The 13,542-nt window shown below is 64.3% G+C and carries 12 protein-coding genes; 6 read left to right on the top strand and 6 right to left on the bottom strand.

What is annotated here, in order from left to right:
• Positions 1-128: 128 nt before the first annotated feature.
• Together MLB1_RS04770 and MLB1_RS04775 are read left to right on the top strand one after the other, a co-directional pair.
• Positions 129-1,070: a ferritin-like domain-containing protein gene (locus MLB1_RS04770; RefSeq protein WP_180748535.1), complete on the top strand. Its 942-nt coding sequence runs from the start codon at positions 129-131 to the stop codon at positions 1,068-1,070.
• A complete protein-coding gene (locus MLB1_RS04775; protein WP_180748536.1) occupies positions 1,067-2,593 on the top strand; it encodes an NAD(P)/FAD-dependent oxidoreductase in 1,527 nt (508 codons plus the stop codon). Before MLB1_RS04770 ends, MLB1_RS04775 begins: the two co-directional genes overlap by 4 nt.
• Positions 2,594-2,599: 6 nt before the next feature.
• Here MLB1_RS04775 and MLB1_RS04780 read toward each other — a convergent pair whose 3' ends face one another.
• The 3 genes from MLB1_RS04780 to MLB1_RS04790 all read right to left on the bottom strand — a co-directional run bounded on the left by MLB1_RS04780 (position 2,600) and on the right by MLB1_RS04790 (position 6,821).
• Complete coding sequence (locus MLB1_RS04780; protein ID WP_180748537.1) at positions 2,600-3,511, bottom strand: pseudouridine synthase; 912 nt, start codon at positions 3,509-3,511, stop codon at positions 2,600-2,602.
• A 9-nt stretch (positions 3,512-3,520) separates the two neighbouring features.
• A complete protein-coding gene (locus MLB1_RS04785; protein ID WP_180748538.1) occupies positions 3,521-5,290 on the bottom strand; it encodes a glycerol-3-phosphate dehydrogenase/oxidase in 1,770 nt (589 codons plus the stop codon).
• Positions 5,291-5,405: 115 nt separating this feature from the next.
• Complete coding sequence (locus MLB1_RS04790) at positions 5,406-6,821, bottom strand: NAD(P)H-quinone dehydrogenase (RefSeq protein ID WP_180748539.1); 1,416 nt, start codon at positions 6,819-6,821, stop codon at positions 5,406-5,408.
• A gap of 104 nt (positions 6,822-6,925) precedes the next feature.
• Between MLB1_RS04790 and MLB1_RS04795 the strand changes: the two genes are divergently transcribed.
• Complete coding sequence (locus MLB1_RS04795; RefSeq protein ID WP_180748540.1) at positions 6,926-7,402, top strand: gamma-glutamylcyclotransferase; 477 nt, start codon at positions 6,926-6,928, stop codon at positions 7,400-7,402.
• On the opposite strand, the gene MLB1_RS04800 is transcribed toward MLB1_RS04795, so the two are convergent.
• Both MLB1_RS04800 and MLB1_RS04805 read right to left on the bottom strand, forming a co-directional pair.
• Positions 7,403-8,575, bottom strand: coding sequence for a M20 family metallopeptidase (locus MLB1_RS04800; protein ID WP_180748541.1), 1,173 nt, complete (start codon positions 8,573-8,575; stop codon positions 7,403-7,405).
• On the bottom strand, positions 8,572-9,777 hold the full coding sequence (locus MLB1_RS04805) for a M20 family metallopeptidase (protein WP_180748542.1): 1,206 nt from the start codon (positions 9,775-9,777) through the stop codon (positions 8,572-8,574). Before MLB1_RS04805 ends, MLB1_RS04800 begins: the two co-directional genes overlap by 4 nt.
• A gap of 36 nt (positions 9,778-9,813) precedes the next feature.
• Here MLB1_RS04805 and MLB1_RS04810 point away from each other — a divergent pair, with 36 nt between their 5' ends.
• Positions 9,814-10,662, top strand: a complete 849-nt coding sequence (locus MLB1_RS04810; RefSeq protein WP_180748543.1) for a purine-nucleoside phosphorylase — start codon at positions 9,814-9,816, stop codon at positions 10,660-10,662.
• Positions 10,659-12,272 (top strand): phospho-sugar mutase, encoded by a 1,614-nt coding sequence (locus MLB1_RS04815; RefSeq protein ID WP_180748544.1) that lies wholly within the window; start codon positions 10,659-10,661, stop codon positions 12,270-12,272. Before MLB1_RS04810 ends, MLB1_RS04815 begins: the two co-directional genes overlap by 4 nt.
• Positions 12,273-12,282: 10 nt before the next feature.
• On the opposite strand, the gene upp is transcribed toward MLB1_RS04815, so the two are convergent.
• Positions 12,283-12,933 (bottom strand): uracil phosphoribosyltransferase, encoded by a 651-nt coding sequence (gene upp / locus MLB1_RS04820; protein ID WP_180748545.1) that lies wholly within the window; start codon positions 12,931-12,933, stop codon positions 12,283-12,285.
• 280 nt (positions 12,934-13,213) lie between these two features.
• Between upp and MLB1_RS04825 the strand changes: the two genes are divergently transcribed.
• A complete protein-coding gene (locus tag MLB1_RS04825) occupies positions 13,214-13,540 on the top strand; it encodes a hypothetical protein (RefSeq protein ID WP_180748546.1) in 327 nt (108 codons plus the stop codon).
• Positions 13,541-13,542: the final 2 nt, after the last annotated feature.

The raw sequence follows: 13,542 nt of genomic DNA on the forward strand, positions 1-13,542 counted from the left end.
AATGGTGCAATAACCGAACACTCTCAACACCTTGCCATTGACAAATGGCGTCCATGGTGGTGATGTGATCCTCGACATGATGTCGGTCGCCATGCTGCGCTGGCACATACGAAGGAGACAAGGCAGTAATGGATCTCAACACCACGCTGGCGAAGATCAAGGATCGGCAATGGGGACTTGCCGACATCGACTGGGACGCTCCAGGGGCAGAAACCATCGACGAAGCGTTCAAGCCCAAGCTCAAGGCGTTCATGGCCGACCTGGCCTGGATCGAGAACGTCGGCGCGCGTGGTTTCGCGGCGCTGGCCAGAAAGGCCGAGGACCCGACTCTCGCGGAGATCTACCGCTACTTCCACGCCGAGGAGCAACGGCATGCCAACGCCGAGCTGGCGTTGATGAAGCGCTGGGGGATGCTGGAGGAGGGCGAGTTGCCCGAGCCCAACGTCAACATTCGGCTCGCCATGGACTGGCTGGATCGGTATGCCGACGACATGCCCATGTCCACGCTCGGCACGGTGATCCCGATGCTGGAAGTCGCGCTCGACGGCGCCCTGCTCAAATTCCTGTTGGACGAGGTTCACGACCCGGTATGCAACCAGGTCTTCGAGAAGATCAACAACGATGAATCTCGGCACATTGCAGTGGGTTTCGAGGTCATCGACAGGCTCGGACATGCCCGGCTGCGTCGAATCCTGATCGAATTCGTGGGAACCGTCGCCTCGCCCGGCCTGATCATCGGTGCGCTGATGTACGTGCCGCTGCTGAACCGGATTCTTCGCGAAATGGTCGGCATGGGCTTTGAACCAGAGCGCCTCTACTCCGCGATGGACCGCTTCAAGACGCTGGGCGCGCGAGGTACACATACCAAGCGCATGCCGCTATTCCACGTGGTGAAGTGGCATTCGAACCTAGTCGTCAACAAGTGGTATCCGTATCAGATACTCGCCGATGTCATGGTCAAGGCCAGCGACTTCATCCCGACGCGACTGCTGCCGAAGGTACCGACCTGGTTCAGCGAAATCACCTATGCCCCAGTCAGCAAGGGCATCGAGCGCAGGGAAGCCGCATGACCGACCAGTTCGAGACTTCACACACCTACACCACTCTCGTTATCGGTGCGGGTTTCAGCGGCCTGGGAGCGTCGCACAAGCTCCTCGAGGCCGGCGTCGACGATATTCTGATCCTGGACCGGTCGGACCGGCTCGGCGGAACATGGCGCGACAACACGTATCCCGGTGCTGCAGTTGATATCCCCTCGATGCTGTATTCGTTCTCCTTCGCGCCCAACCCGCACTGGTCACGTGTCTTCGCACCCGCCGATGAGCTGCGCCAGCACATCGACCAGTTGGCGGACAGGTTCGGAGTGCGGCATCTGATCCGGTTCAACCAGGAAGTCACCGCACTCGATTTCGTCGAGCAAGAAGGAATCTGGCGTGTATCAACCAGTTCCGGTATCGAGTACCGTGCGCGGACCATCATCATGGCCACCGGTCCGTTGTCTGATTCCAGCTTGCCCACCATGCGAGGAATGGACACCTTCGAGGGCCACAAGATCCACAGCGCCAAGTGGGACCACGACTACGACATGCGCGGCAAGCATGTCGCCGTGATCGGAACCGGTGCCAGCGCCATCCAGATCATCCCCGAGTTGGTAAAGACCGCCGAGTCCGTGAAGGTGTTCCAGCGCACCGCGGGTTGGGTCATGCCCCGACTCAATGTGGCTGTGCCACCAGCGCTACGGCGACTGTATGCCGCCGTTCCGGCGACACAGCGTGCGTCAAGGGCCGCACTCTATTGGGGGCACGAGGTCGCGGCCCTCGGGCTGGTGTGGAACACCCCGATTACCACGCTCATTCAGAAGCTAGGGATTGCACATCTGCGGAGCGCCGTGCCGGATCCATGGTTGCGGCGTCAGCTCACCCCCAGTTTCCGCGCCGGCTGCAAGCGCATGCTGGTCTCCAGCGAGTACTACCCGGCCCTGCAGAAGGACAACTGCAAACTCATCACCTGGCCCATCGCCACCATCAGTCCAAAGGGACTCCGCACCAGCGAAGGAGTCGAGCACGAAGTCGACTGCATCGTCTTCGCCACCGGCTACGACGTGCATCTGGACGGACCGCCCTTCCCCGTAACCGGACTCGGTGGCCGCACGCTCAAGGACAAGTGGACGGGCCACGCCTACGGATACAAGAGCGCCCACACCTCAGGTTTCCCGAACCTGTTTCTCACCAACGGCCCCAACTCCGGCCCCGGCCACAACTCACTCCTCGTCTTTCTCGAAGCACAGATCGCCTACGCGGTTCAAGGAATCCGGACCGTCGTCGACCACGATCTCATCTACTTGGACGTCCGCGAGGAAGTCGAGCGGCGCTACAACATCGACATACAGAAGCGGCTCAAGCGGACAACATGGATGACCGGCTGCCAAAGCTGGTACCTGACCTCCGATGGCTTCAACGCCTCCATGTATCCGGGGTTCGCAACGCAATACCGCAAGCAAATGCGTGATTTCCGGCTGTCCGACTACCGCCTTGTCCCCGGAGCGTCCGGCACGCAGCGAGCCGTGGCAGATGCGGAATTAGCGGAAGCCTGAGGACGACTAGCCCGGGACAAACGACTCGAATCCGAGATCGCGCCCCGACTGATAGCGGATCTGCTTGCCAGACAAGGGGTCCCGAAATTCGATCGACCGTGCTAGCAGCGCCAGCGGGCGACTGAAATCGTCCTCGCCGACATCGACGATCGTGGGATAGAGGGGATCGTTGACGATGGGAATGCCGAGGCCGCTCATATGCAGCCGCAGCTGGTGCGTCTGTCCCGTGATTGGTGTCAGCCGGTATCTGCCCACCGCGCCCACCCGCTCGACCAGTTCGATATGCGTTTCGGCGTTCACCGGTCCTGGCTCCTCGAATGCCTGAAGGATACTGCGCCGCTTGATAATTCTGCTCCGCAGCGTCACCGGAAGGGTAACGTCGGGATCGACGGGTGCCAACGCCTCGTAGGTCTTGGACACCTGGCGTTGCGCGAACAACGATTGGTATGCGGAACGCGCCTCACGACGCACCGTAAACAGCAATACACCCGCGGTGAGCCGATCGAGCCGGTGTGCCGGTGACAGCTCAGGCAGGTCCAATGCCTTGCGCAGACGCACCAGTGCCGTCTCGGTGACATGCCGCCCGCGCGGCATCGTGGAGAGGAAGTGTGGCTTGTCGATCACCAAAACATTCTCGTCCCAGTGCAAGACGTCGATCGCGAACGGGACGGGAATCTCCACGGCCGCTTCGCGATACGTGTATACCGACGCCCGGGCGGGCAGGTGTGTATCGGCAGTGACCGGCACGCCTGCGGCATCGACGACTTCGCCCCGGCTCACCTTTTCGGCGGCGGCCGAACCGAATCTGGAAACCAGCTCGTCGACCACACACCCGCTCTCGCGCAGTCGGATTCGGACCGGCCCCAAGCCGTCCCGCACCGGTAGCGGTGGCTCAGGAGCCCTTCGCCTGGGGCTCATAACCGTGACTCACTTGGAGGGCGACAGCACGTCGGTCACCGGTTCGACGATGAACGAGCGCGCCTCGGGTGCGGCCACCCGCAGTGCATCCGCCGACGCGTCGTCGGGCTGGCGCTGCGATCGCACCTCAGCATCAACCCGCGCACGATAGGTATCCACCTCGCGGACAATGTCTTCCGCCGACCAGCCGAGCGTCGGACCCACCAGCTCGGCAACTTCCTGGGCACAGTCGACTCCACGGTGCGAGTATTCGATCGCAATCCGCATACGCCGCGCAAGGATGTCCTCCAAGTGCAGTGCACCCTCGGCCACCACCGCGTAGAGCGCCTCCACTCTCAGGTACATCGGGGCCTTGGCAATCGGCTGCAGCAGGCTGCGATCCGAACCCGCACAGGCCAGTACCTCACCGATCAGTGATCCGTACCGGTCCAGCAGGTGCCGCACCCGGTATGGATGCAGACCGTACGTCTCCCCCACATGCTCGGTCTGGTTGATCAGCGCGAAATAGCCGTCGGCGCCGAGCAGTGGCACCTTGGCGGTGATCGATGGCGCCACCCGGGCCGGCACGAATTCGCTTGCCATATCGATGGCATCGGACGCCATCACGCGATAAGTCGTGTACTTGCCGCCGGCGATGGCCACCAGACCTGGGGCCGCCACGGCAACGGCGTGCTCGCGGGAGAGCTTGGAAGTGTCGTCATCCTCACCGGCCAGCAGTGGCCGCAGCCCCGCGTACACCCCGTCAATATCGTTATGTGTCAACGATGTAGCCAACACCGTGTTGACCTTGTCGAGGATGTAGTCGATGTCCACCTTGGTGGCGGCCGGGTGTGCCAGATCGAGATTCCACTCGGTGTCGGTGGTCCCGATGATCCAATGGTTGCCCCACGGAATGACGAACAGCACCGATTTTTCTGTCCGCAGGATGATCGCCACCTCGCTGACAATCCTGTCTCGCGGTACCACGATGTGAACACCCTTGGATGCGGTCACCCGGAACCGGCCACGCGTACGCGACAACGCCTGGATCTCATCGGTCCATACCCCGGTGGCATTGACGACGACATGCCCGCGTACCTCGGTCTCGGCGCCGTTCTCGGTGTCCCGCACCACCACGCCGGTCACGCGATCACCCTCACGCAGCAGCGAGACCACCTGCGTCGAAGCCCTGACGACCGCCCCATAATGCGCGGCGGTGCGTGCCACATTCATGGTGTGACGAGCGTCGTCGACCACCGTGTCGTAGTAACGGATACCGCCGATGAGTGAGTTGCGCTTCAGCCCCGGCGCAAGCCGCAGGGCACCTGCGCGAGTGAGATGCTTTTGGGCGGGAACAGATTTCGCGCCACCCATCTGGTCATACAAGAAGATTCCGGCGGCGACGTAGGGACGCTCCCACCACCGATTGGTCAACGGGAACAAGAACGGAAGAGGTTTGACCAGATGCGGCGCCAGTGTCGTCAGCGACAGCTCCCGCTCGCGCAACGCCTCCTGCACCAAACCGAATTCGAGCTGTTCCAGATAACGCAGCCCGCCGTGGAACATTTTCGAGGACCGGCTCGACGTACCCGCAGCGAAATCACGCGCCTCAACCAACGCGACCTTCAGCCCGCGAGTGGCGGCATCGAGCGCCGATCCGGCGCCGACCACGCCGCCACCGACCACGATGACATCGAACTGCTCGGATCCGAGGCGCTCCCAGTTCAGCGAACGTGCCTGTGGTCCCAGGAACGTATAGGTAGGCCCCCTCGATCGCGACGGGTTGGTTGCGTCACTCACGATTACTTCCCTTCTACGCCTTCACAGGGTCTGGGAATCACTCCGGAACATCACGTTACCGGCCAGTAGCGATCTCGTCAGTGATGCACGCCGCTATGGCGTGTATCGCCGGAAGTCAGTCCAGGTCGTCGTGGGCAATCAACTGGCGCGCCGCTTCCGTCACCGAGCCCGACAGGGACGGGTACACCGAGAGCGTCTGCGCCAGATCGTTCACCGAGAGCAGGTTCTGCACCGCGATAGCGATGGGCAGGATCAACTCGGAGGCGTTCGCAGCGACCACGACACCGCCGATCACCACACCGGTGGCCGGGCGGCAGAAGATCTTCACAAAACCGCGTTTGAGGCCAGACATCTTGGCCCGCGGGTTGGTGTGCAGCGGCAGCATCACCGTGCGGGCAGGCACCTCACCGTTGTCGATGGCCGCCTGGGAGACCCCCACAGCGGCGATCTCCGGACGCGTAAAAACGGCGGCAGCAACAGTTTTCAGCCTGATCGGCTGCACCGCATCGCCAAGAGCGTGATACATCGCGATGCGGCCCTGCATCGCGGCCACCGAGGCCAGCGGCAGCAGGCCCGTACAGTCACCCGCGGCGTAGATGCCGGCCACCGATGTGCGGGACACCCGGTCGACGGTGAGGTAGCCGCCAGCGCCCAGCATGATTCCGACCCGTTCCAGGCCCAGGCCGGCGGTGTTCGGAACGGATCCCACCGTCATCAGCACATGGCTGCCGTCGACCACCCGTCCATCGGCCATCGCCACCCGGACGCCGGTATCGGTTCGGGTCACCGAATCGGCCCGGGCGTTCTTGACGAGCGTCACACCGCGCTCGGCCAGGGTGTCCTCCAGAACCAGGGCGGCATCCTCGTCCTCGTGCGGCAGCACCCGGTCCCGGCTGGCCACCACGGTCACCTGAACGCCCAGCTCGGTATATGCGTGCACGAACTCCGCGCCCGTCACACCCGAACCCACGACAATGAGGTGTTCGGGCAGCTCCTCCAGGTCGTAGAGCTGGCGCCAGGTGAGAATGCGTTCGCCGTCGGGCCGCGCATGGGCCAGCACACGCGGGCTGGCGCCCGTCGCGATGAGCACCACATCGGCCTCCAGGATGGTGCTGCTGCCGTCGGGCAGGCTGGCCTTGATCCGGTGGAATGCCATCCCGACCACGTGATCGACCAGCTCGGCGCGCCCGGCGATCAGCCGCACCCCGGCACTGCGCAGACGGTCGGCGATATCAGCCGACTGCTCGGAGGCGAGGCGCTTGACGCGGCTGTGGATCTGCGGCAGCGAGATCTTGGCGTGCTCCACATCGATGTCGAAACCCAGGTTCGGCGCCCGCCGCAGGTCGGTGCGCACACCGGTGGACGCGATGAACGTCTTGGACGGCACACAGTCGAAGAGCACGCAGGCGCCGCCGATGCCGTCGGAATCGATCACCGTCACCTCGGTGGTGCTTCGCTCATGGGCCGCGGCAACGAGTGCCGCCTCGTACCCCGCTGGTCCTCCACCAATGATCACGATGCGCGTTGCCACGGCGTCAAACCTACAAGCACCGAACCGACCCGGCTTGCCATCGCGGGGAACCCTGCCGCCATCCCTGCCGCCACCTGAGACACAGGACCACTAGGCTTGCCCCCGTGCCGCTCTACGCCGCCTACGGTTCCAACATGCACCCCGAGCAGATGTTGCAGCGGGCGCCGCACTCACCCATGGCCGGCACCGGCTGGCTGCACGGCTGGAGGCTGACCTTCGGCGGGGAGGATATCGGCTGGGAGGGCGCACTGGCCACGGTCGTGCAGGACCCACATTCGAAGGTATTCGTGGTCCTGTACGACATGACAGGGGCCGACGAGAACAACCTCGATCGCTGGGAAGGTTCAGAGCTCGGTATCCACACCAAGATTCGCTGCCGGATCGACCGCGAATCCTCCGATACCAACACCGACCCGGTGCTGGCCTGGCTTTACGTCGTCAACGCCTACGAGGGTGGACTACCGTCCGCCCGGTACCTTGGCGTGATGGCAGATGCAGCAGAAATCGCTGGAGCCCCAGAAACTTATGTGCACGGATTGCGCACCCGGGCGTCGCGCAATATCGGTCCCGGAACGGCCTGACTAGACCGCGCTTTGTTCCACAAGGTTGACCAACGTCCGCACGCCAACACCCAGCGCCCGTTCATCGATATCGAAATTGGGCTGGTGGATATCGAGCTGCGGGCCGGTTCCCGACCACACCCCCAGCCGCGCCATCGCGCCCGGCACCTCCTCCAGATACCAGGAGAAGTCCTCGCCGCCACCGGATTGAGTGGTCTCCGCGAGCGCGTCCAACCCGATGTCCTGGATCGCCCGCACGAAGATGTGCGTGGACTCGGGTTCGTTGATGACCGGAGGAACCCCGCGCCGATAGTTGAGGGTGTAATCGATGCGCAGCGGTGCCAGCAGTCCCTCGATCACATCGCGGACGGTGTCCTCCAGCGTGACCCATACGTCGCGGCTTCCGGTGCGCACCGTGCCCGCCAATGAGCCGATCTGAGGAATGGCATTGGCGGCCTGGCCTGCGTTGACGGCTCCCCACACCATGACGGTGCCTGCCCGCGGATCGATGCGGCGGCTCAGCACTCCCGGTAGGCCGGTGATGATGGTGCCGAGGCCGTACACCAGGTCGGCCGTCAGATGCGGTCGTGACGTGTGCCCGCCCGGGGAATGCAGCGTGACCTCGACGGTATCCGCGGCCGAGGTGATCGCCCCCGCACGAATCGCCACCTTGCCCACCTCCAGTCGCGGATCACAGTGCAGGGCAAAGATTCTCGTAATACCGGCCATTGCCCCAGCGGCCACCACATCGATAGCGCCACCCGGCATGACCTCCTCAGCCGGCTGAAAAATCAGGCGCACCCCCGACGGCAGCGAGGGTGCCGAATTGAGGGCCATCGCCGCGCCCAGCAGGATCGCGGTGTGCGCATCGTGCCCGCACGCGTGCGCGACATTCGGCACCGTCGACGCATAGGAGGCGCCGGTGCGTTCCTGCATCGGCAAGGCGTCCATATCTGCGCGCAGCGCCACCCGCGGACCGTCTTCGGGCCCGAAGTCGCAGGTAATTCCGGTGCCACCGGGTAGCACCTTGGGGTTCAACCCGGCTTCGGCCAGCCGGGCGGCCACGTATTCGGTGGTGGCATGTTCTTGGCGCGCCAGCTCGGGATGCGCGTGGATGTGACGACGCCACCGGATCAGCGTCTCCGAGTTCTCCTCGAGCCAACGATCCGCCAGGGCGGTTAGCGATTCACTCATACCGCCACCGTCCTACGCGCCAGTCGCTCCAGCACTCGGGACCGCTCGGTCTCGTCCTCAGCCAGACGTATCACGGTGCGCGCCAACATCTTCGCTCCTTCGACCACCGCCCGATCGGCACCTGGTTCCTTCGCCGCCTTTTCGAAATCCGGTTGATGGATGACAGCCCCACCCGAGTCGATGCCGACGACCGGGTGGATACCGGGCAGCACTTGTGTCACATTGCCCATATCGGTGCTGCCCAAAGGCACCGCGGCTTCGAACTCCGCGGGCACCGGCGTGCGGCCCAGGGATTCCATTTCCTCACGGAACACCTGCACGAGCCAGGGATCCGGCGTCAACTCCAGATATGGGGGCGAGGATTCAGCGAGCTCGTGGCTGCATCCGGTCGCCATCGCGCCTGCGGCGAAACAGGCGTACACCTTCTGCTCCAGCTCGCGCAGGGAGACCGATTCGACGGCACGCATCGTGTACTGCATCGCGGCTCGACCCGGGATGATGTTGGCTGCCTCGCCACCCTCGGTGACGATGCCATGGATCAGCTGCCCGGGCGAAAGATGCTGGCGCAACAGGCCGATCGAGACCTGTGCGACGGTGACCGCGTCGGCGGCGTTGATTCCGAGGTGGGGTGCGACCGCGGCATGTGACTCTTTGCCGTGGTAGGTGACCATGACGTCGGTGAGCGCCAGCGACCGGGCGCCGGCGATATCGATCGGCCCGGGATGCAGCATCACCGCGGCCGCGATGTCATCAAAGGCGCCCGCCTTGAGCAGAAGTGCCTTGCCGCCGCCGAATTCCTCGGCCGGCGTGCCGATAACCACCACGGTGAGCCCGAGGGCATCGGCAACCTCGGCGAGCCCCAGCCCGGTACCGACCGCAGAGGCCGCGATGATGTTATGCCCGCAGGCGTGCCCGAGCCCAGGCAGCGCGTCGTACTCGGCGCAAACTCCGATGACCAGTGGGCCATCCCCGAAGGTGGCCCGAAATGCGGTGTCCATACCGCCCTGACCAGTGACGATCTCAAATCCGCGCTCAGCAAGCAGCCGCTGGGTTTTCAGGGCACTGCGAACCTCATGGAAGGCCAGCTCGGGTTCGGAGTGGATGTCATGCGATAACGCCACCAGATCGGTCGCCGCACCATCCACGACCGCGCAGGCGGCCTGGGCATGCGGGGCGGAGGCCGCTTCCGTGGTCAAGGGCATTAGATCAGTATCCCATCATGGTTAGGCTGCCTAGTTGTGACCGATGAGCCACTTGGGCGAAGAGGCGAAAACGCCGATGAGGGTCCGGACAACAAAGCATCTCTCGCGGCGGCGGCAATCGCGGCACGCACCGGCGTCGCATCCCACCGCGTGGCGGTGGTTCTCGGATCTGGCTGGGCACCTGCGGCTGAGGAACTGGGAATCCCCGCGACAACAATTGCGATGGCCGATCTACCTGGATTCAGTCCACCGAGCGCGGCCGGTCACGGCGGATCGGTGCTGTCCGTACCGATCGGCGGCCCCAGAGCCGGCACCGACCGGATGCTGGTACTGCTGGGCAGGATCCACGCCTACGAGGGTCACGACCTGCGCCATGTCGTCCATCCGGTGCGCACTGCCTGCGCCGCGGGCGCACGGACGGTCGTGCTCACCAACGCGGCCGGAGGGCTACGCGAGGAGTACACGGTGGGTCAGCCGGTGCTTATCGGCGACCATCTCAACCTGACGGCCAGGTCGCCGTTGGTCGGTGCGCAGTTCGTCGACCTGGTCGACGCCTATTCGCCGCGATTGCGGGCACTGGCCCGGGAGGTCAACGACAGCCTTGCCGAAGGGGTGTACGCGGGTCTGCCCGGCCCGCATTACGAGACACCCGCGGAGATCCGCATGCTGCGCACGTTGGGCGCGGACCTGGTGGGCATGTCGACGGTGCACGAAACCATCGCAGCACGCGCGGCAGGGGCCGAGGTGCTTGGGGTGTCTCTGGTAACAAATCTCGCGGCGGGAATGACCGGGAAGTCCCTCAACCACGAAGAGGTGCTGGCCGCCGGGCGTGCGTCCGCGACGCGTATGGGTCAGCTGCTGAGCTCGGTGATTGGTCGACTATGACGGTTTCCGCGCAAACGATCCAGGAGTGGATCGACCACGATCCCGACCCCGAGACCGCAGCCGAGCTGCGCGCATGCTCCGCAGCGGAGCTCGCAGAACGATTCTCCGAGCCACTGGTGTTCGGTACAGCGGGCTTGCGCGGCACCGTCCGAGGCGGCCCGAACGGTATGAACCTGGCCGTCGTGGTGCGGACCACCTTTGCAGTGGCCAAGGTGCTCAAGAACCGGTGCCTGGGCGGCTCGACCGTGGTGGTGGGTCGCGATGCCCGGCACGGGTCCGACAAGTTTGCTCAGGGTGCGGCGGAAGTTCTTGCCGCCGAAGGGTTCAACGTCGTGCTGTTGCCCCGCCCGCTGCCGACGCCAGTGCTGGCGTTCGCGGTCCGCCACGTGGATGCGGCGGCCGGAATACAGATCACCGCATCTCACAACCCTCCGGCCGACAACGGCTACAAGGTATATTGGTCGGGCGGGGCTCAGATCATCTCCCCCACTGATCGCGATATCGAATCAACGACGGCCGCTGCCCCTTTCGCCGATCAGATTCCACGGAATCCGGTCACCCCCGCCGACGACTCACTGGTGGATGCCTATATCCAACGTGCCGCAACGGTGCGCCGAGGATCCGGCGCGGTCCGCGTCGCGCTCACCGCGCTGCACGGGGTCGGCGGGGCCACCGCGTTGGCTGCGCTGAATGCCGCTGGTATCACCGACATCCATGTAGTTGACAACCAGTTCCAGCCGGACCCCGATTTTCCCACCGTCGCGTTTCCGAACCCCGAAGAACCGGGAGCCTCCGACGCGGTGCTTGCACAGGCCGCCCAGGTCGACGCGGATCTGGCGATCGCGCTCGATCCGGATGCCGACCGGTGCGCCATCGGAATCCCCACCACGACAGGTTGGCGCATGCTTTCCGGGGATGAAACCGGTTGGCTGCTGGGTGATTACATCCTCTCGACGCAACCTCGTTCATCCACTCCGCCAGTGGTGGCCAGCACCGTTGTCTCCTCCCGCATGCTCGCCCGCATCGCAGCATCGCTTGGCGCACGCCATGTGGAAACCCTCACCGGATTCAAATGGCTGGTCCGGGCAGCGGATTTCGATCTGGTCTATGCGTACGAGGAAGCCATTGGGCATTGCGTGGATCCGGCCGCGGTGCGCGATAAGGACGGCATCTCCGCGGCGGTACTCGCCTGCGACCTAGTCACGCACCTGCGTGCCCTCGGCACGAGCATCGAGGAAAAGCTTGAGAATCTGGCGATCAGGCATGGCATCCACGTGACCGCGCAGGTGTCGCGGCGGATGAACTCGCTCGACGACATCACCGCGATGATGACCCGCCTCCGGGAGAACCTGCCCGCCGCACTGTCCGGGTTCCCCATCACCCCGGAGGATCTGCTGGAACGACGGGGCCAGGAGCGCACCGATGCGGTGATCCTCTCCGGCGAAATCGGCGGGTCGTCCATCCGGCTGGTGATCCGCCCATCGGGAACCGAGCCAAAGGTCAAGTGCTACATCGAGGTCCGTGAACCCGTCATCACGGACGCAACCGTCGCGCGGATCTGGGCCGGCGTCGTGGTCTCCGAGCTGGAGGCGTACGCCCGGAACATCTAGCTCGGCCCGATCATCTGGGCCCGAATTGGCGATCGCCCGCGTCACCCAATCCGGGAACGATGTACCCAGCCTCGTTGAGGCCCTCGTCGATCGTGGCCGTGAACAGTCGCGCGGACTCGATTCCCCCGGACTCGCCGTACCGCGCAACGCACTCCTGAACCGCCGCGACCCCCTGTGGTGCCGCGACCACGCACAGCATGGTGATGTCGGTGGCGCCTCGGGAGTGCAGCAGGTCGAGTGTGTAGACCATCGACCCGCCGGTGGCGAGCATCGGGTCCAGGACAAACACCGGCCGTGCCGACAAATCGGCCGGAAGAGATTCCAGGTATGGGGTGGGTTGCCATGTCTCTTCGTCGCGTGCCATCCCGACGAATCCGACCCGCGCCTCGGGAATGAGGGCGTGTGCCTGATCCACCATGCCCAACCCCGCCCGAAGAACCGGTACCAGCAACGGAGGATTGGCCAACCGATAACCGAGCGTCTCGGCCACCGGTGTGCGCACCGTGGAGGACTCGATCGGTGCCGCACGGGTGGCCTCATAGACAAGCATCAGCGTCAGATCCCGCAGCGCAGCGCGGAAAGCCGCGTTATCGGTGCCGACATCGCGAAGGGTGGTTAACCGGGCCGCCGCCAGCGGGTGCTCGACTACATGCACATGCATGGAGAGACCCTAGAACAGCAAGCATCGATCCCGACAACCTTGGATGTGACGGGCATCACTCTCGACGCACCGCGCCTCTGTGCCTCAAAATCGTTCCTAGCAAAGCCGAGCAAGCTAGCCTGAACAGGCAATACTACGGGGTAGCCAGGTTGCCGAAAAAATCTTTCAAAAAGTTTGAGAAAGATGGAACCGATTCGCCACCACCCCCGTCGTATTCAGTTACAAGGCAAAAACTGCCCGAAACCGGGCAGGTAGCCGCCACCGATGAGATGGAGGGGACATGGCAGACGGACTAGCAGCTGACACAGACATTCTGCGTGGCGTTGGCGGGGTTCAGACGGGGATGGGCGGAACGCTCGCGGCGGTGGGCACCGCAGTCAGCATTTTCCCGGTCGCCGCACTGGCGCCGATCTTCGGTCCGATTGGCGCGCACTACCTGGGCGCATTCGCCATGACCTCCGCCAAGCAAGGGATGGACGTCGGTCAGCTCGCAATGGGCGTCACCGAGTCCGGTGTCAGCACCAATCTGGCGAGCAACGGCTACGACGACGATGACGACAACGTCGGCCAGAACATCAGCGCCACCGTCGAGGGAATCGAGGCGTAACC

This window comes from Mycobacteroides sp. LB1, from assembly GCF_013449725.1.
Classification (GTDB): domain Bacteria; phylum Actinomycetota; class Actinomycetes; order Mycobacteriales; family Mycobacteriaceae; genus Mycobacterium.

Excerpts from the sequence above, each read along its gene's own strand:
- MLB1_RS04775 (WP_180748536.1), top strand. The coding sequence starts at position 1,067 with ATGACCGACCAGTTCGAGACTTCACACACCTACACCACTCTCGTTATC.
- MLB1_RS04800 (WP_180748541.1), bottom strand. The coding sequence starts at position 8,575 with ATGAGTGAATCGCTAACCGCCCTGGCGGATCGTTGGCTCGAGGAGAAC.
- MLB1_RS04825 (WP_180748546.1), top strand. The coding sequence starts at position 13,214 with ATGGCAGACGGACTAGCAGCTGACACAGACATTCTGCGTGGCGTTGGC.
- MLB1_RS04770 (WP_180748535.1), top strand. The coding sequence starts at position 129 with ATGGATCTCAACACCACGCTGGCGAAGATCAAGGATCGGCAATGGGGA.
- MLB1_RS04815 (WP_180748544.1), top strand. The coding sequence starts at position 10,659 with ATGACGGTTTCCGCGCAAACGATCCAGGAGTGGATCGACCACGATCCC.
- MLB1_RS04780 (WP_180748537.1), bottom strand. The coding sequence starts at position 3,511 with ATGAGCCCCAGGCGAAGGGCTCCTGAGCCACCGCTACCGGTGCGGGAC.
- MLB1_RS04805 (WP_180748542.1), bottom strand. The coding sequence starts at position 9,777 with ATGCCCTTGACCACGGAAGCGGCCTCCGCCCCGCATGCCCAGGCCGCC.
- upp (WP_180748545.1), bottom strand. The coding sequence starts at position 12,933 with ATGCATGTGCATGTAGTCGAGCACCCGCTGGCGGCGGCCCGGTTAACC.